This is a genomic window from Prevotella sp. HMSC073D09 (genome assembly GCF_001814145.1).
In the GTDB taxonomy this organism is placed as follows: Bacteria; Bacteroidota; Bacteroidia; order Bacteroidales; family Bacteroidaceae; genus Prevotella; species Prevotella conceptionensis.
Map to the genome: position 1 here is coordinate 51738 of NZ_KV815122.1, position 18441 is coordinate 70178.

Sequence of the window (18441 nt, forward strand, 5' to 3'; positions counted from 1 at the left end):
TGCAAAACACAAGGCAAAATGGTGCTAAACGCAAGGTGAGAAGCATGATTATCCACAGCAATGGTATAAATATAATCTTTTAGAACCATTAAAAACATGGTCGAAAAGGGCAAAATAGTGGTTAAAAAGTGGGATTCTAGGGGTTAAAAGCGTGTATTTGGGCTTGAAAAATTACGAGCCGTTCAGCAAAATAGAAAGGCTAAAAGGTACAAAATGCAGGTCTTTTTCTTGAAATTGAACATGCCGGGAGGAGCGAAAGGCTAAAAATTGGGGCGATTTGCCTACTTTTGGGCCTATATTTTCGCTAGAACGGATCGGGAATTAGAGCGATATTGTAAAATAAAAGATAATAATTTATAGCCAAACAGAATTGGATTTAGAAAGCCACAAATGCAGCGTAGGCAAACAATACACCTACTTTTAATCCGCGTAAAGCCTTGTTAATGCCATGCTGTACACGCGTTGCACTCTTCTATCAGCTATTTTCCAAAAGCAATTCTGTTTGACTATAAGTTTTTAAGTTGGTGAGGTGCAAAGCTGGTGAGTTGGAGGTGTTTTGAGTTTTTGAGTTGATGAGCTGGTGGCTTTTTGAGTTGATGAGTTGGTGAGTTGATGAGTTGGTGGGTTGACTTTCCCTGTACTTCGTGTGTAAGAAAGGTGTTTATCTTGTGTTGGCATAACAGAGATAACAAACACCTCTTAAATGATAGAAACATAAAAAGTCAAGACGACTTCAGTGCCTATATTGGAAAGGTGGAGGGGGAAAAAGGTCGGGAGGCACCGTAACATTACCCAAATTGTTAAAAAGAAAATGTGATAATGCAAGAAAGTATTAGATATTGATAATATAGTGCACAATGATTTACTATATTATTCTTAACTTTGTGCACATGATAATCCACCAATTATTGCCAAATTATGACAAAATGTGCGCTGTTGCAACCTTTTTATTCCTTGTGGAGCTAAATCAATAGCAAATTGAATGGTTGCCCATAAAACAGTCCTGCTTTGCCTAATCCTTGCAATAGGTGTAAAGACGTATTAACAGTAACAATATATTTACCTATATAGACAAATGAGAAAACATACATTATTACCGGCTCTGTTGTTTGTAGCCGTGGCCTTGCACGCTGTGGTGCGGACAAATTTCCCTACGGACAACACGCGCGCGAAACGTAAAAAGGTGACCGTAACAAAGCAGGCACAAACCACAAACGCAGATACCATTATGCGCAACATCGCCCTGTCGAAAGACATTGATGTGAGTGCGTCGGCATTCGTCAACCAGAATGAGACGCCCGAGAAGGCTTGCGATGGGGACGTGCGAACCAAATGGTGCGACAACAGTTCGCCAAACAAGTGGTTGCTTTACGACCTTCAGAAAGATTACAACGTGCGTAAGGTTTGCCTGATATGGGAAAATTGGGACCCCAACAACATATATAAGGTGCAAACAAGTGTCGACGGACAACACTGGACCGACCGAATAACGGAGACAACAAATACACAAAACCAACGTGTTTACGATGTGGATTGGAAAGGTGTGCGCTTAGTTCGTTTCCTTGTGCCCGAAGAGGCCAAAGACGACGCTGTGCGCTTGATGGAGTTCCAGGTGTGGACTAGGGGCGCAGGGCAGCCCTCGCGCATCGAGCCGATAGGCAAATGGGGTGCTATGGTTAAGCCACGCTATCTGCATACGGAGGGTAAGAAAAAGATATACGCACTGATGTCGTTTGTAGACAATAGGGTGGGCGTTATCGATGCCAACGGTAGCAACTGCGTTATTGGTCCGCAAATGCCGTTCGGCTCCATCAATCCGTCGCCCCAAACACCCGAAGGCGAACACGACGGCTATGCACCTAATCAGCCAATACGCGGTTTTGGGCAGCTGCACGTTAGTGGAACGGGATGGGGAAAATATGGCCATTTCTTGCTTTCGCCACAAGTGGGGCTCAGCGTTGGCGAAACCGAACACGACTCGCCGGCAAGCGACGAAGTGGCCAAGCCCAACTATTATAGGGCAAGGTTAGACAGGTATGGCATCGTTACCGAACTGACGCCAACCGAACATGCCGCCATTTACCGTTTCACTTTCCCGCAAACGCCCGAGGCGAACATCGCCATGGACGTAACCCACAGTCTTACCCGCGACATTGCCAAATATATCGGCGGAACAGTTAAGGCAAACAGCGTGAGCATAGACAGTGACGAAGGCGACAGATTTTCGGGTATGATTGAATACGAAGGTGGTTTCAGCGGTGGTTTTTACAAGTTGTATTTCACCGCGCAGCTAGACAAAAAGCCCCGAACGTTCGGTGTTTGGAAAAACGGGACACTGCAACAAGGTGCCAAGAAGGCCCAACTAACCCAAGGAGAAGACCGCATAGGCAGCTACTTTACATACTACACGAACAACGGCGAGGCGGTTAAACTCAAGATAGCCATATCGTTTAACAGTGTTGAGCAGGCCAAGAAGTATCTTGCCGCCGAAATTCCAGGATGGGATTTCGAGGCAACGAAGAAACGCGGCGAGGACAAGTGGAACCGCATATTGAGCGACATCGTTGTAGACGAAGCTCCAGCCGTGAGGATGAAACAGTTTTATTCGGCCTTGTATCACTGCTTGCTGATGCCCCGAAACCGCACCAACGAGTTCCCCGCATTCGGCAACAAGGAACTGTGGGACGACCATTTCGCCGTGTGGGATACGTGGCGCACGCTCTTCCCGCTGCTCACCATCATCGAGCCCGACGTGGTTGGACGTAACGTTCAGGCCTTCGTTAATCGCTGGAAGGTGAACGGAAAGGTGAAAGACGCCTATATAGCAGGTAACGATATGGCCGAAGAACAAGGTGGAAACGATGTAGACAACATCGTGGCCGACGCTATTATTAAAGACATTAAAGGCTTTGACAAGGCTGAGGCTTACAAGTACTTGAAGTTCAGTGCCGACCACGAGCGCCGTGCAGCGCCGTTAATGGTGGGCGAAAAGGGGTTGGGCCAAAACGATACGCTGTTCTATCGGCAGAACGGATGGCTCCCCGGTGGCGTGATGGCCCAATCAACAGCCTTGGAATACTCCTATAACGACTACTGTGTGGCATTGGCAGCCAAGAAATTGGGTCACGAATGCGACTACAAGAAATATCTGGAACGCTCGAAACGCTGGGTGAACATGTGGAACGCCGACTTGGAAAGCAAGGGCTTTAAGGGCTTTATTTGCCCCAGAGACAAAGACGGAAAGTGGATAGACATAGATGCCACCTACTTTTGGGGCTCGTGGAAACGCTATTTTTATGAAGCCAACGCTTGGACTTATTCTTTCTTCGTGCCCCACGACATAGACAAACTCATCGAATTGAATGGTGGCAAAGAGCAGTTTGCCAAGAAACTGGACTACGGTTTCAGAAACAGCCTGTTGGAGTTGGCCAATGAGCCATCGTTCCTTACGGCGCGCCTCTTCAATCATGCCGGGCGGATGGACCTCACTTGCTATTGGGTGAACCATGTGTTGGAAAACCTTTTCGGCGAATATTCCATGCCCGGCAACGACGATAGCGGCGCCATGTCTTCGTGGTGGCTTTTCTCGGCTATGGGTTTCTTCCCCAACGCAGGGCAAAACATCTACTATCTCAATTCGCCCTTGTTTAAACGGGTTACCATACAACGGCCAAACGGCAACATCGAGATAAGCGCGCCCAACCGCACCGACAAGAACATCTATATAAAAGAGGTGAAAGTGAACGGCAAAACCTGCACCGACGGCATCATTACTTATGACGACCTGAAGAACGGGGCAACCATAAGGTACGAACTAACGAAGTGAACATCGAATAACAATTAATATTTAAACAACATGAAACATTTCCTTTTGACGTTGGGCTTTATGCTCACGCTCGGTGTGCTTTCGGCATTCGGGCAACAAACGGGTAACAAGCTTTGCCTTAAAGCCTCGAAAGTGCTGCTTCCCACTGGCGGCAAAGTGTCGTTTGAGGTAGAAGGCACCAATCCGTCTGCCACCTACAAGTACAAGTGGACTTTACCCAAACAGTTTAAGAAATTGTCTGAAAGGGGCAACAAGGTGGTGGTGAAAATCCCCGATGAAGGTAATTACGAGGTGAAGGTGTTTGTGGAAAGCAACGATGAGAGCGACGACGTAGAACTGAAAACCAACGTAGAAGTATCGAACAGCAAAAAGATAGAGCTGCTGAGTGTTGGCAAGAAGGTTGTGTCGTGTAGCGGCAACGTGGGCGACGAAAGGCCCGATTGGCTCTTTGATGGTACCGCCGACCCCGACAATTACAGCAAGAAATGGTGTGCCGAGGGAAAGAAAGAACACGAAGTGGTGGTAGACTTAGGGCAAACATGCCAAATCTATCGCTTGAAATTCTACGACTGCCGTACCAAAGAGACCGATTACGACAACATCCAAAACTTTAAACTCTTTGTGAGCGACAACCAAACCGACTGGACTTTGGCCCTAAGCGAGACGGGGAACAACGATAATGTGAAAGACATTACCTTTGCCCCCGTAAAGGGAAGATACGTGAAATTCGTGGCCTACGACCCGAACAAAGACTTCACCATCCGCGTTTGGGAACTGGAACTATATGGCGTAAAATAGTAAATGGTGTGGTAAGGGGGCGCCTTATGGTGCTGCATGGTTCTCTTCTTGTTCCTCCCCAAAGAACGTTTAGCCTTTCCACTTTGCCAAAAGAACCGTGCCGGCGATTTTCAATACTCGCCAAGGCAACGTTCGAACAAGTTTGGCATTGTCTCCTTTGGCTTAACGAAAACGTCGGACTATTGCGGCATCCGGCGCACCTTTACCCCCTCCCTTACAAACAGGTGGCTTATGCTTAAACCAGTAAGATTTTGGGTATGCCTGGTTCTTATCTTGGGCATGCCAAGGGTGTTTTTTGCCCAAGACAAGACACCCTATCGGCTTGTAAACCCCTTTATAGGCACGGGCAACGAGGGCAACTGTTTCCCTGGTGCCCAGGCTCCGTTCGGCATGCTGTCGTTAAGTCCTAACAACACGTTCGACAATTACGAAGATGCCGCATCGCGTCCGGGTTACAAATATTTCCGAAACGAGATAAACGGCTTTGGGCTGACACATTATAGCGGTGTGGGTTGCCATGCCATGCAAGACTTGCAGTTTATGCCCGTTGCGGGAACACTCGACAAATCGCCTGTGAACGACAAGCATGCATACGTGTCGCGGTTCTCGCACGAACGCGAAAAGGCAATGCCTGGCTATTATTCTGTTACGCTCGACGATTACCATGTGGATGCGAAGTTCGCTGCTACGGTACACGCTGCCATCGGCGAAATTACCTATCGAGGCGACCAAGAGGCGCATTTGGTGTTTGCTCCAACAAACTGTGCCAACGGCATCGGCGATGGAGAACTGCACATCGAGTCGACAGCCATGACCGTAACGGGGTGGGTTTCGACGGGCGGATTTTGTTGGCGCGACCCCAGAGACCGCCCATACCGCGTGTTTTTTGTGGCTAAGTTCAACACCAAGTTCAGCAGCTACGGCGTGTGGAAAGGCAAAGCCAAGGCCGAAGGGACCTCTAACGTGGCAGGAGACGACGTGGGCGCATACGTGTCGTTTGGAAAGTTGAATGGAAAGGCTGTGAAAATGAAGGTGGCCATCTCGTATGTGAGTATCGATAACGCCCGCAAAAACCTGCAAGAAGAGATAAGTTGTTGGGAGTTTGAGGACGTTTGCCGCGCAACGAAATCGCAATGGGAGCGCATGTTGTCGCGCCTGACCGTAGAAGGAGGCAGCGAAAGTCAACGGCAGGCATTTTACACCGCCGTTTACCACAACCTTTTGCACCCCAACGTGTACAGTGACGTGAACGGCGACTACATGGGATTTGACGATAAAGTGCATCGTGTGGCCAATGGAAGGAAACAATATGCCAACTTCTCGCTGTGGGACACCTATCGCACAACCACCACATTGCAGGCCCTAATCGCACCCGATGAGGCTTCGGACATGGCCCAATCGCTGTTACTTGATGCCGAGCAAGGAGGGGCTTATCCCAATTGGAGCATGAACAACGTTGAATATGGGGTGATGAATGGCTACTCAACGTTCCCCTTCATTGCCAATCTCTATGCCTTTGGGGCACGGAACTTCGACCTGCAAGCAACCAAAGAGATGATGAAACGCGTGTCGGTGAAACACATTAAGTGTAAAGGTTTCCACGGTTGGGAGCACGTTGAAGACTACATGACGTATGGATACGTGCCCGTAGATAGGCATGGGCATGGCGCCTCGATGACCCTTGAATATTCTATCGACGACTTTTCTATTGCCCAGATATGCAAGGCTGCCGGCGACGAGGCTGCATACAACTATTATATGAATCGTTCGCAAAGTTTCGAAAAACTATTTGATGAAGAAACGCGGCTGATAAGGCCGAGAAACGCCGACGGCAGTTTCCTAACGCCTTTCGCACCCAACATGGAGAAAGGCTTTAACGAAGGTAATGCCATGCAGTATTTTTGGAGCGTTCCGCATAACGTAGATGCCTTGACAGACTTTTGTGGAGGTAAGGATGCAATGGAGAAACGGCTCGACACGTTTACGTCGCAAGTGAAGTGCGGTTGGGCACCCGATGTTCCATATTATTGGTTGGGCAACGAACCTTGCTTTGGGAGTGTCTACGTGTACAACTTCTTAGGCAAGGCATGGAAAAGTCAACGGATGGTGCGAAACGTCCTCAATCGGTTCGACGATACGCCTAACGGGCTCCCCGGCGATGACGATGCCGGTGCAATGTCGGCCTTATACGTATTCTCGGCTATGGGATTGTATCCCTACATCCCGGGCATTGGAGGCTTTGTGGTAACGGGTCCGCTGTTCACTAAGGTTCAGTTGCAGCTCAAGGGGGGTAAAACGCTCACTATTATTGGTGAAAACGCAGGCAATGATGCCCCTTACATACAGCGTTTGCAAGTAGACGGGCGCGAAACAACATCCACGTGGTTAGACTGGAACAAACTGAAACATGGCGCAAGGCTGAACTTCGTGATGGGTAAAGAGCCCAACAAACAATGGGGAGCGACAGAGAAAGACGTTCCGCCGTCTTATTATTAAGGTGGGATGGGCAAGCAAACGCTTTGCTGCCTGCCAACAATCTAAGTACAAACAATAAAATCAGATGAGAATGAATAAATACGCATTGTTGCTGTTTTCGCTTTGTTCGGTGCCCTTGTCAGCATTAGCTCAGGGCAAACACATAACGGGTAGGGTGTCTGACACGAAAGCCGAACCCATCGTGGGAGCAGTAATCAAAATTCAAAACAAGGCTGCTGTGGTTACGGATGCCGAGGGTAGGTATGCCATTGATGCAGAGCCTGGCGACGTGTTAGACATCACTTGTATCGGCATGCAGAGCCAAAGGTTGAAGGTTGGCAACCGGTCTACCCTCAATGTGGTGCTGCAAGACGATGCCGTGAAACTCGACGACATCGTCGTTGTGGGTTATGGCACGATGAAGAAACGTGACCTATCGGGAGCAGTGGCCAAGATAAGCGGCGACGACCTTTTGGGGACGGGCGCTTCTAGCTTTAACCAAGCCCTGCAAGGAAAGGTGTCGGGCGTGGTGGTTAACAAAACCGACGGGGCACCGGGCGGTGCTATCAGCATCAATGTGCGTGGCGCAAACTCGTTCACCACAAGCACCGAGCCGCTTTACATTGTAGATGGTGTTCCCTTTGAAACGGCTGGCACGCCATCGAGTAAGGCCACCGACGGCAGTCAGATGCGCATGAACGCCCTCGCCTCGATTAACCCACACGACATCGAATCGCTCGAAATACTTAAAGATGCCTCTGCAACGGCCATCTATGGGTCGCGTGGAGCCAACGGCGTGGTGCTCATTACTACGAAGAAAGGTAAGGCCGGGCGTGGAAAGATTGAGTTCACGTCGAACCTGAGCATGTCGAACGTGCTGAAAAAGATAGATGTGCTCGACCCCGTTACCTACGCGCGTTACATTAATGAGCAAACGGCCAACAGGGCAATATATAACGGAGAAACCGTGAACGGGCTGCCTTACGAGGGAAAATGGAAGTATCGGGAACTCAATGGAAAGATTGTTGAGAACTCGGGCGTATATAATCCCTCGCCCGAGGATTTCCTCAATCCCGGCCTGCGAACCGACCAATATGGGAACAAAACGATGGTGCGAGGCACCAATTGGCAAGACGAAATCTACCATACGGGTTTCTCTCAAGAGTACAACCTTAACGTGTCGGGTAGCGACAACAATGGTTGGTGGTCGTTTTCGGGTAACTATCTCAACCAAACGGGCGTTATCAGGCGTTCGGGATTTGAGCGTTACATCCTTCACATGAACATCGGACGTAGGGTGAAAGACTGGTTAGAGATTGGCATGAACATGAATTACACCAACTCGACGACCGACTTCGCCAAGTCGAGCAATGAAGTTGGTGTGGTAAGGTCGGCCTTGGTGTTCCCTGCCACTTATGCCCCCGATGTCAGCGTGTATGAGTCGGACAAGCTAAACTGGCTTGCATCGAACCCTGTGGTTTATCTTAACAACTCGAAAGACCAGCAGCGGATGAGCAACTTCTTCTCCTCGTCTTACTTGGAGGCTAAGATCAGGCCTTATTTAAAGTTCCGACAGAACCTCGGATTGGGTTATTCGGAAAACAGTCGCGGGTCGTATTACGACAGGCATACCTCCGAAGGCAAGTATCCCGACAATGGGAAAGGAGGGCAAAGCGATAGCTGGTGGAAGAGCCTGACGTCCGAATCGCTGCTTACTTTCGATAAGAGTTTCGGCGGAAAACATTCGGTAAACGCCTTGTTAGGCTTTACCTACGAGATAGCCAACTTCGGTTCGAAGGGCATGTCTGCAAAAAACTTCCCCTCGGACGTAACCCAAGAGCACAATATGGGGCTGGGATTAAGCTATAATGCGCCAGAGAGCGAGCGCGGACAGCAAAAGTTGATGTCGCTATTGGCACGCGTCAACTATTCGTATGCGGGCGGAAAATACGTCGCTACAGCATCTTTGCGCCGCGATGGGTCGAGCAAATTCTCTCAGGCAAACAACAAAATAGGACACTTCGCATCTGGTGCGGTGGCCTGGCGACTATCAGAAGAACGCTTCGTTAAGGATTTAGACATCTTCGATAACCTTAAACTACGATTCAGCTACGGACAAACGGGCAACCAAGGCATTGGCGCTTATCAGGCACAATTATATATGATAGCATCCAACTATCCTTATAATGGCAGCATGGCAAGCGGTTTCTCTGAGGTGTTATGGCGCGGCGCGCTGAACAAAAACCTGAAATGGGAAACCACCGACCAATTTAACCTTGGCCTCGACATGGCCTTTTGGAGAGGAAGGGTTAACCTTACGGCCGACTTGTATTGGAAAAAAACACGCGACTTGCTGCAAAGCACCGCCATCCCTTCCAGCAACGGTTTCGTCAACATGTGGTCTAACGAAGGCCATGTGGTGAACAAGGGAATTGAAGTGGCAGCGAAGTTCAATGCCATTAACCACAAAGGGTTCAATTGGAACATCGAAGCGAACATCGCCTTTAACAAGAATGAGATAGGCGGACTCTCCTCAGACCGCTTTGCCGAACGCGTATCTGCCGGTATGGAGAAGGTGTTCATCCAGCGCAACGGACTGCCTATCGGCACCATTTACGGTTTCCTTGAAGATGGATTTTATGATAACGAGGCCGAAGCCCGCATGAACAAAAGCTACGCGGGGATGTCGTCTGACGAGATTAAACGTTTCGTTATCGGCGAGGTTAAGTACAAAGACCTCAACGGAGATGGGGTGATTACCGATGCCGACAAAACCGTAATAGGGAAGACTTTGCCCGACTATACCTTCGGAATAACCAACACGTTCAGTTGGAAAGGGTTTAACCTGAGTTTCTTCTTCCAAGGTTCGGTGGGCAATAGTCTCTTCAACGCCAACATGCGCGACGTTCGACTCGACGACATTGGCAACATCCCCCGCAGTGCGTACGAGGCCAGGTGGACACCCGAAACGGCTGCAACAGCCCGCTATCCCAAAAACGTAGCCACGCGAAACCGCGACATGAAAGTGTCGGATAGGTACGTGGAGGATGCCTCTTACCTGCGGTTGAAAAGCCTAAATTTGGGTTACAACATCAAGCCACATTGGCAAGGCATCTCTAACATATATGTATATGCCAGTGCCACAAACCTGTTTACCATTACCAAATATAGCGGAGCCGACCCCGATGTGAATGCTTTCGGTTGGGATGCATCGCGACGTGGCGTGGATTATTACTGTTATCCGGGCAGCCGAACCTTTGCCCTCGGATTTAAGTTGGATTACTAAAAACGAAGTTTCATTATGAAAAAGATAGGTGTTAAGTATATTGCCGCTTGTTTGTGGGGCGCACTTGTTGCCGCATCCTGCATCTCGTGCGCAGACCTGTTGGACGAGAAGGGTTTCTCGTTCGTCAACGACAAGAACATAGAAAACAACGACGAAGGCGCACAACAATGGGCCACGGGCGCCTTTAGCGCGCTCACTTACGAGGTGTTTCGCTGGGATGCCTTTCCCCATGTGCTCGATTTCGACTGCGATTACATGACCGGTCCCGACTGGGCCTTTGGCAAATTCGGGTCGGGAAACTTCCAAGACGACGACCACGCACAGCAGATGTGGGAGAAGATGTACAACATCATACACCGCTGCAACCTGGGAATTGAGAACGTTGAGGCCATGACGGGCACCACGCCACGAGGCAAAGACAATGCCATTGGCGAAATGCAGGTGCTCAGGGCATACGCCTATTTCCTGTTGGTAAGGGCGTTTGGCCCCATCCCCGTTCGTGATCACACCATCAATTCGGGACTTTCCGACATTCACCAGCCACGCCAACCCATCGACTCGGTTTACCATTACATCATCGCCAACTTGCAACAGGCCGAGCAACGGCTCTATAAGAACACTGATAGGGAATTCTCCTTGGGGCATGTTTCGGCAGGAACGGCTGCGTCGCTCTTGGCAAAGGTCTACCTAACCATGGCCTCGGGTGCCGTTCCCACTGGCGAAAAGGTTATCGTAAGGGGCGGAAAGGCCTTCGAGAAAGTGGCTGGCGAGAAGGTTTACACCAATCCTGTGGCCATCGAACACAAAAAAATGCAGCTCGCGGGATATGATAAGATAGACTACATGAAGTGTTTCGCCCTAGCGCGCGATAAGGCCAAGGAGGTGATGGACGGCAAGTACGGCTCGTACGACTTACTGCCTTACGATGCACTTTGGGCAATAGGCAACCGCAATAAGGTGGAACACATCTGGAGCTTGCAAACCGTTTCCAACGACGATGTTTATGGCGTGTCTTTCGGCGAGGGCTATACGGGCGTGTTGGGTACGGCCGGCGAGACCTACGGCTTGCATCATGGCATGCGCAATCATTGGTATAAGCTGTTCGAACCGCAAGACTATCGCATAACCAAAGGCGTGATGCACCGCTGGCAACGCTATCATGCCGTAGACTATCATGGCGGTTCTTATTATCCCAACACCGACGAATGGAAGAAAAAAGCCCAAGGTTATACCAATGACGAAGGGAAGTGGGTGGCTCCCGTAGCACCCTTCAACGATGGACTTTCTTACGAAAGCAAGAACGATAACAATTACTTGGCCTACCTCACCAAGTACACCTATGTAAGCGACAGAACGAAAAAGCGCGCTGACATATATTTCCCCTTCCTGCGTTTTGCCGATGTACTGCTGATATATGCAGAGGCGGCCAACGAGGCCAACAATGGTCCTACCGCCGAAGCGCTTAACGCCCTCAACCGCGTAAGGGTGCGCAGCAATGCCACGCCCAAATCGCTTACGGGTGTAGGCAACATTAACGATAAGGTGCTTTTCCGCTCGGCTGTGTTGGAAGAGCGGGCAATGGAATTTGCCGAAGAGGGCGATCGCCGATGGGACTTGATTAGGTGGGGCATCTATCTGCCTGTGATGAACGCCATCGGCGGAACAGACGAGGTGGACATTGTGAAGACAAGGATGGAAAAACACTTGCTCTTCCCCATTCCCGGTTCGGAAGTGGGCGTTAATAAGTTCATAACTAAAAACAATCCGGGGTGGTAACGGCTTTGCCCAAAGATACATATCCCCTTTAATTGCACGATAATGAAAGCAAAGATAAGAAAACATTTAAACCTTGGCTTGCTTGCCATTGCCACGGCGATGATGGCTTGCCAAAACATTGTAGACAATCCCGATGTGGAAGATTTCTCTGCCGCTGGCGCACCTACAATAACGAAGATTACCACGGTTACCGATTTAAACCAAGCGGTTACCCAAAGTGGCATGGGCCAATGGCTTGCCATTCACGGCGACAACTTGGCACACCCCACGGCCATTCTCTTTAATGATGTGGAGGTAAACCTCAAAGACGTTTATGCTGTCCGCACGCGGATAAACGTGGCCATACCTGCCGAAGCTCCCAATAAGCTCACGAACACCCTTACCGTACGCACCGCTTTGGGCGAAACCACCACGAATTTCACCGTCGATTTCCCAAAACTAAAGGTTGTGGGGCTGGACAACGAATTTGCCAAACCGGGTAGTAATGTCACCGTTATGGGAGAATTTTTCAACCTATATGGGCTTACTTCAAACCAGGCCACATTCACATTAGGGGGCAAGCCGCTAACGGTTGTTGAGAAAAACGACAAGAAAATTGTGCTCACCATACCCGAAGATGCTGCCGATGGCACAGAAATAGTAATGTCGAGCCCAAAGTTAGAGCAACCTATACGCCTGCCTTATCGCGACAAAGGCGTGCAACTCTTTGCCAGTTACGATAAGGATTACCTTTTCGGTAAGGGTTACCTATGGACCTCGCAAGACTATTTCACCGACGGAACGAACGAGGGCGACCCCGTTCCGCCTGTTGGCAAATGTTTCTTTAGGCGAAAGAGCCTCTACTCGGCATGGAATTGGGATACGCTCATCGCCGGGCATTTCGACCTCGACGATGCCGATGTGGTGAACCATTTGGAAAACTATTGCATCAAGTTCGAGGTTTGGACCGCCAAGGATAAGCCCATACCCACAGGCGATTTCATCTTCTGGAGCCAGCAAAGTGCCGACAACATGAAACTACGTTGGAACCCGGCAGACCAAGGCGTATCGTTAAATACCAACGGCGAGTGGCGCACCATAACCCTAGATGCCGCCACATGGTTTAGAGACAATGATGCTCAACCCACATTGAAGAAAGGCAGCAACGACCTCACCATCGTTTACCAACCTCACGATGGGTTTGATGCCGACTTTGCATTGGCCAACCTGAGGTTTGCGAAGAAACGATAATACCATATATAATAAGGAATGCACAAAACCGAGGCAGGCTCTGAACCGTTAACGATGTTCAGAGCCTGCCTTATTTGGTGGCGTGCATGTTGCTATGCCCTAGCAGCCGTGTTACCTTCCAAACACTTTCTGTGCGCTACCGTTTTTCTTTTCGATGTGCAACCCCTTGGTGGGCTGTTTCAGTTCTCTGCCGTCCAAACTGTAATAACGTGTCGGCGCGTTGGCCGATGTCTTTTCCTTGTCGATGCGCTTAATGGCCGTCACCTCGCCATTGGTTGCAAAGCGTGCGCCTTTAAGCACAAACGTGGCACCCGACGGCCCTTTTACATAAACCTGCCTCAGCTTGTTCTTGTCCTTAGATAAGGGCACGTTAACCTGTGAAGCACCTGCCTCAAACCTGCTTGTGGTTGTTTGGGCGCCTTCTCCGTCGTATTCGATGCCTATTTCACCGTCGGTTGCCGTTGGTTGGGCAAACTGAATGACGAACAGGTTGAAGAGACTGAAATCCCTAAATTGGTCGTTGAAGTACCATCCCTTATGCGCCCAGTCGTCTTTAATGCTGATGGTTTTTGTTGCAGGGTCGTAATCTGCCCCGCCACCTTCGTTCACTTTTTTCAGAGTCAGTTCGAATCGCTTAGCCTTTTCCTCCTTCAACATTTGCTCGTATTCGGCCTTTGTGCAAGCAATAACTTTGTCTACGGTAATCATTCCAGGATAGTCGGCACTTTGCAAAACAAAGTCTTTCACGTTCTTCTTATGCTCGTGGTTCAAGGCTATGCCGGCAACGAGAAGTCCTGGCGTTATGGCTTGCTCCGCGCCCCAGCTGTCTTGTTGCGTCGTTCCGTCCGTGTATTCGGTCTTAATCTTAAACATGCACGAGGCATCTTTGAGTTTTAGCACCAGCATGTCGTATTCCGAGAAGTCTGTTCCCCCTTCAAACACGCATCCGTCTTTGTCGAAGAACTTGAAGGTTACACCGTTCCACTCGGTCATAAATGCAACATTGTTTCCCAATATCTGGCAATTGGCGTCCCAAGGTTGAAACTCGCCGGCAATCTCTTTCATCGGGAAGGCGCTCAATGTGGTGAAGAGCGCAAAGGAAACTAGTAAAATTGGCTTTCTCATAATTGTTTCTTGTTTATGTTAGATGTTACAAATTTAGGCATTTTCTTCTGTTCTCGTTGATACAATTTTGCCGTAATCCAGTACAATCTTATCGATATGTTAGCGTTTATGGGCATGCTGTGGCATTGGCAAGGCCGTCAACCGCACGCTTTGGCGTTGCAAGTGGCATAAGCCTTGGTTGCTGCATGACACATTTTTTCAGCCGCTTACGTTCCCCTTTTATGTAAAAGAGTTTGCTAGTTAAGCATAAAAATGGTAATTTTGCACAAATTAGCGGCCATACATACCATGCGTGTAAAAACGCGGGGCGTATGCCGAGACGAAAACAACAGCATGAAATAATTGCCATCCCTTGGGCGAGGGGCGTTGCACCAGCAAGCGAAACGCCCACGCAGGGGGGAACATACCTATTATATATAATATGTCTGAAAGAAAAGTGAGGGTGCGTTTCGCGCCCAGTCCCACGGGGGCATTGCACATCGGCGGAGTGCGTACGGCACTCTACAACTACCTGTTTGCCAAACAACAAGGTGGTGATTTGGTGTTCCGCATTGAGGATACCGACTCGCAACGCTTTGTGCCAGGAGCCGAAGAATACATCATCGAGTCGTTCCGCTGGTTGGGAATAAAGTTCGACGAGGGCGTTTCCTTCGGCGGAAAGTATGGACCTTACCGACAAAGCGAGCGCAAGGAGATTTACAAACAGTATGTAGACCAGTTGCTAAACGAAGGCAAGGCCTACATCGCCTTCGACACACCGCAAGAGCTTGAAGCCAAAAGGGCAGAGATAGAAAACTTTCAATACGATGCCCAAACCCGTAACGGCATGCGCAATTCGCTGACGATGAGTGCCGAAGAAGTGGATGCGCTGATTGGAGATGGCACGCAATACGTGGTGCGGTTTAAGGTGATGCCCGGCGAAGAGGTGCATGTTAACGACATGATTCGGGGCGACGTGGTGATTAAAAGCGACATCTTAGACGACAAGGTGCTGTATAAAAGCGCCGACGGACTGCCCACCTACCACTTGGCCAACATCGTAGACGACCATCTAATGGAAATAACCCACGTTATCCGTGGCGAGGAATGGCTGCCTAGCGCGCCGCTCCACGTGTTGCTATACAAAGCCTTTGGCTGGGCCGACACCATGCCGCACTTTGCACACCTGCCCTTGTTGCTTAAACCCGAAGGCAAAGGAAAGCTGTCGAAACGCGATGGCGACAGGCTGGGTTTCCCCGTTTTCCCCCTGGAATGGCACGACCCCAAGACGGGCGAAGTGTCGTCGGGCTACCGCGAAAGCGGCTATTTCCCCGAGGCGGTGATAAACTTCTTGGCCTTGTTGGGCTGGAACCCAGGCACCGAACAGGAGTTGTTCACCCTGCCGCAGCTCGTTGAGGCCTTCGACATCAGCCGCTGTTCTAAGGCCGGCGCCAAGTTCGATTATCAGAAAGGCATTTGGTTTAACCACGAGTATATCTTGCAGAAGAGCAACGAAGAGATTGCAAGTCTTTTCGCGCCGATGGTGGCCAACAACGGCATAGACGAACCCATGGAACGCATTGTGCAGGTGGTTGCCATGATGAAAGACCGCGTGAACTTTGTGAAAGAGCTGTGGCCGCTGTGCTCGTTTTTCTTCATCGCGCCGGTTCAATACGACGAGAAGACGGTGAAGAAACGCTGGAAAGAGAACTCGGCCGAGGTGATGACCCAACTAAGCGACGTGCTAGAAGGCCTGAACGACTTCTCCATCGAGAACCAAGAGCGCGAAGTGTTTGCCTGGGTAGAAAGCATGGGCTATAAGTTGGGCGACGTGATGAACGCCTTCCGCCTGGCACTTGTGGGCGAAGGCAAGGGTCCTGGCATGTTCGACATCAGCGCTTTCCTTGGAAAAGAAGAAACCTTGGCGCGACTTCGTAGGGCTATTGAGGTGTTGAAATAGGGTAAGTGCGGCATTGCGCCGCTTGCCCTTTGTTTAAAGTAAACTGCTGAACAGGCTGTAGAACAGACGTTGACAGAACGACAATTGCCTTGCGCAAAAGGTGCTGCGGGCCACGCAGTTACGCCAAACGTCATCCATCAAAAACCTTACACTCGTGTATAACATCATCATTTACATCTATCTTTTGGGCGTTGCCGTTGCCAGTTTTTTCAGCACCAAGGTGCGGAAGATGTGGCGAGGCGAACGCGATGCTTTCGACGTGTTGCGCAACAATGTTGAAGAAGGTGCGCAATACGTGTGGTTTCATGCAGCCTCGTTGGGTGAGTTCGAGCAAGGGCGACCGCTTATCGAAGAGTTGCGCCACACACATCCGCAATACAAAGTGCTGCTAACGTTTTTCTCGCCGTCGGGCTACGAGGTGCGAAAGAACTACGAAGGAGCCGACATCGTTTGTTACTTGCCGCTCGACACGCCGCTCAACGCCCGCCGTTTCTTGCGGCAGGTGCGCCCCGTGATGGCCTTTTTCATCAAGTACGAGTTTTGGTACAACTACCTGCACATCCTTAAGCATCGTGGTGTGCCGACATATAGCGTTAGCAGCATCTTCCGTCCCGACCAGATTTTCTTTCGTTGGTATGGCAAGAGTTATGGAAAGGTGCTTGCTTGTTTCTCGCATTTCTTTGTGCAGAACGAGCAAAGCCGCAGTCTGTTGGCCACGATAGGCATTCGCAATGTTTCTGTTACGGGCGATACGCGGTTCGACCGCGTGCTGCAAATACAAAAGGCCAGCAAGCATTTGCCTTTGATTGAGAATTTTGTGCAGGGCAAGCACTTGTTTGTTGCGGGTAGCAGCTGGCCGTCTGATGAAGAGATTTTCGTGCCTTTCTTCAACGCGCGGTCTGATTGGAAGATGATTATTGCGCCCCACGTGGTAAGCGAAGAACACCTGCAACAGCTGGAACAACAGGTTGAAGGGCAAACCATTCGCTATTCGAAGGCCACACCCGAGAGTGTGGCCGAGGCCGATTGTCTGCTCATCGATTGCTATGGATTGCTGTCCAGCGTTTACCATTATGCCGACGTAACCTATGTTGGCGGTGGCTTTGGCGTTGGCATACACAATGTTTTGGAGGCTGCCGTATGGGGCGTTCCCGTTATTTTCGGGCCAAACAATCAGCGTTTCCAAGAGGCACAAGACTTAATGGTGGCCGGCGGCGGCTTTGAAGTGGATTGTAAAGCGCACTTCGATGCGCTGATGGACGAGTTTATCGAGGCTCCGTGGCGCGTGCAGGTAGCAGGGGAGAAGTCTACCGAGTACGTGAAAAGTCAGGTTGGCGCAACGGACAAGGTGCTGGAAAAGGTGTTTTTGAAATAAAACAAGGCAGTTACAAAAGCAACAACGCACCCAACAACTGGCCTCACCCCCGGCCCCTCTCCAAGGGGAGAGGGGAGTAGTATGCTTTTAAAACGAACGCTGTTAGGCGCATGCGCACCGCAACTGGCCTAACACCATACGACACACTAACCTACAACCGGCATCGACCTATACTCCACACCGCCCTACAACTGGCCTCACCCCCGATTACTACTGGCCTCACCCCCAGCCCCTCTCCAAGGGGAGAGGGGATGGTATGCTTTTAAAACGAACGCTGTTAGGCGCATGCGCACCGCAACTGGCCTAACACCATAGGCACATCGTCCTACAACTGGCCTCGCCCTATACTCCACACCGCCCAACAACTGGCCTTACTCCTATATCCACACCACCCTACAACTGGCCTCACCCCCAACCCCTACTGGCCTCACCCCCAGCCCCTCTCCAAGGGGAGAGGGGATGGTATGCTTTTAAAACGAACGTTGTTAGGCGCAAGCTTACCCTAATTGCCCTCACCCCATATGCCATACACCGCCTACAACTGGCCTCGCCCCCGACCCCTACTGGCCTTACCCCGACCCCTCTCCAAGGGGAGAGGGGCGTAATATGCC

General features: G+C 50.2%; 9 protein-coding genes. 8 read left to right on the plus strand and 1 reads right to left on the minus strand.

The window, feature by feature from the left end; translation table 11 throughout:
• Nucleotides 1-1075: 1075 nt before the first annotated feature.
• The 6 genes from HMPREF2955_RS11380 to HMPREF2955_RS11405 all read left to right on the plus strand — a co-directional run bounded on the left by HMPREF2955_RS11380 (nt 1076) and on the right by HMPREF2955_RS11405 (nt 13391).
• Nucleotides 1076-3826 (plus strand): GH92 family glycosyl hydrolase, encoded by a 2751-nt coding sequence (locus HMPREF2955_RS11380; RefSeq protein ID WP_070723594.1) that lies wholly within the window; start codon nt 1076-1078, stop codon nt 3824-3826.
• Nucleotides 3827-3856: 30 nt separating this feature from the next.
• Nucleotides 3857-4624: a discoidin domain-containing protein gene (locus tag HMPREF2955_RS11385; RefSeq protein WP_070723595.1), complete on the plus strand. Its 768-nt coding sequence runs from the start codon at nt 3857-3859 to the stop codon at nt 4622-4624.
• Nucleotides 4625-4855: 231 nt separating this feature from the next.
• Nucleotides 4856-7120 (plus strand): GH92 family glycosyl hydrolase, encoded by a 2265-nt coding sequence (locus HMPREF2955_RS11390; RefSeq protein WP_070723608.1) that lies wholly within the window; start codon nt 4856-4858, stop codon nt 7118-7120.
• A gap of 64 nt (nt 7121-7184) precedes the next feature.
• Entirely contained in the window at nt 7185-10385 is a 3201-nt protein-coding gene (locus HMPREF2955_RS11395) for a SusC/RagA family TonB-linked outer membrane protein (RefSeq protein ID WP_070723596.1), read from the plus strand.
• Nucleotides 10386-10400: 15 nt separating this feature from the next.
• A complete protein-coding gene (locus tag HMPREF2955_RS11400) occupies nt 10401-12161 on the plus strand; it encodes a RagB/SusD family nutrient uptake outer membrane protein (RefSeq protein WP_009231261.1) in 1761 nt (586 codons plus the stop codon).
• Between the two features lie 42 nt (nt 12162-12203).
• A complete protein-coding gene (locus HMPREF2955_RS11405) occupies nt 12204-13391 on the plus strand; it encodes a glycan-binding surface protein (protein WP_070723597.1) in 1188 nt (395 codons plus the stop codon).
• Nucleotides 13392-13502: 111 nt separating this feature from the next.
• Here HMPREF2955_RS11405 and HMPREF2955_RS11410 read toward each other — a convergent pair whose 3' ends face one another.
• On the minus strand, nt 13503-14516 hold the full coding sequence (locus HMPREF2955_RS11410; protein ID WP_070723598.1) for a hypothetical protein: 1014 nt from the start codon (nt 14514-14516) through the stop codon (nt 13503-13505).
• Between the two features lie 421 nt (nt 14517-14937).
• Here HMPREF2955_RS11410 and gltX point away from each other — a divergent pair, with 421 nt between their 5' ends.
• Nucleotides 14938-16455 carry a glutamate--tRNA ligase gene (gltX, locus tag HMPREF2955_RS11415; RefSeq protein ID WP_070723599.1) on the plus strand — a complete coding sequence of 506 codons (1518 nt, stop codon included), beginning with the start codon at nt 14938-14940 and terminating at the stop codon, nt 16453-16455.
• Nucleotides 16456-16609: 154 nt separating this feature from the next.
• Nucleotides 16610-17830 carry a 3-deoxy-D-manno-octulosonic acid transferase gene (locus HMPREF2955_RS11420; RefSeq protein WP_070723609.1) on the plus strand — a complete coding sequence of 407 codons (1221 nt, stop codon included), beginning with the start codon at nt 16610-16612 and terminating at the stop codon, nt 17828-17830.
• The last annotated feature ends 611 nt before the right edge of the window (nt 17831-18441 follow it).

What these genes read in the sequence shown, in the direction of transcription:
- HMPREF2955_RS11405 (WP_070723597.1), top strand. Translation starts at nt 12,204, where the DNA reads ATGAAAGCAAAGATAAGAAAACATTTAAACCTTGGCTTGCTTGCCATT.
- HMPREF2955_RS11385 (WP_070723595.1), top strand. Translation starts at nt 3,857, where the DNA reads ATGAAACATTTCCTTTTGACGTTGGGCTTTATGCTCACGCTCGGTGTG.
- HMPREF2955_RS11410 (WP_070723598.1), bottom strand. Translation starts at nt 14,516, where the DNA reads ATGAGAAAGCCAATTTTACTAGTTTCCTTTGCGCTCTTCACCACATTG.
- HMPREF2955_RS11400 (WP_009231261.1), top strand. Translation starts at nt 10,401, where the DNA reads ATGAAAAAGATAGGTGTTAAGTATATTGCCGCTTGTTTGTGGGGCGCA.
- gltX (WP_070723599.1), top strand. Translation starts at nt 14,938, where the DNA reads ATGTCTGAAAGAAAAGTGAGGGTGCGTTTCGCGCCCAGTCCCACGGGG.
- HMPREF2955_RS11390 (WP_070723608.1), top strand. Translation starts at nt 4,856, where the DNA reads ATGCTTAAACCAGTAAGATTTTGGGTATGCCTGGTTCTTATCTTGGGC.
- HMPREF2955_RS11380 (WP_070723594.1), top strand. Translation starts at nt 1,076, where the DNA reads ATGAGAAAACATACATTATTACCGGCTCTGTTGTTTGTAGCCGTGGCC.
- HMPREF2955_RS11395 (WP_070723596.1), top strand. Translation starts at nt 7,185, where the DNA reads ATGAGAATGAATAAATACGCATTGTTGCTGTTTTCGCTTTGTTCGGTG.